Source organism: Pseudoflavonifractor capillosus, from assembly GCF_016899775.1.
Classification (GTDB): domain Bacteria; phylum Bacillota; class Clostridia; order Oscillospirales; family Oscillospiraceae; genus Lawsonibacter.
In genome coordinates, this window is record NZ_JACJJE010000149.1 from 1 (window position 1) to 625 (window position 625).

1 protein-coding gene is annotated in these 625 nt (G+C 51.5%); it reads right to left on the bottom strand.

Annotated features, from left to right (window positions below):
- Positions 1–521: helix-turn-helix domain-containing protein (locus H6B31_RS16745; RefSeq protein WP_204899533.1), on the bottom strand; the 521-nt coding region annotated here is incomplete at its 3' end.
- Positions 522–625: the final 104 nt, after the last annotated feature.

The window sequence follows — 625 nt, forward strand, 5'->3', positions numbered from 1 at the left end:
CTATCTGCCGCTTTGGGCCGCTGTTCAATGGTTTGATGCACAAAGGCTGCGGTTTTTCTCAGCTTCTTTACCCCACGCCAGCCTTTGCGTCTGAGATATTTCTGCATGGGGTAACGGCCGTGCCGGTTTTTGCGTGTTCCCTTCGGCTCCATATACCCATCCTTCAAGGCGCGATAAATGGTGCTGTAACTGACTAGCCGTTTCCCATGCTCCATCGCTATCCGCTCTGAGATCTGCTCAGGAGACCACTGCTGCTGGGTTAGCAGGCGGACCACAGCAGCCCGAAGGGGGCCTGGGGCTAAGAGCCGGTGCCTGCGACATTGCTTTCTCCGGTGATGATACTGTTTTTGCGCATCCGATGGGCGGTATCCTTGTTTGCATTGATTCCGCTTCAATTCCCGGCTGATTGTGGAGGCACTCCGCCCCAGCTCTGCGGCAATTCTCCGTACACTTTCCCCTTTTATTTGTTTTTCCCATATACTTTCCCGTTCTTCTATGCTAAGATGTTGGTAGTGGCTCATTGAGGAACGCCTCCTTATGGTTGGCTCGCAACTACCATTTTACTGGCTTTTCCTCTTTGAGTCACTCTTTTTATTTACTGTTGCACTTGCATTGTAAATCGGCA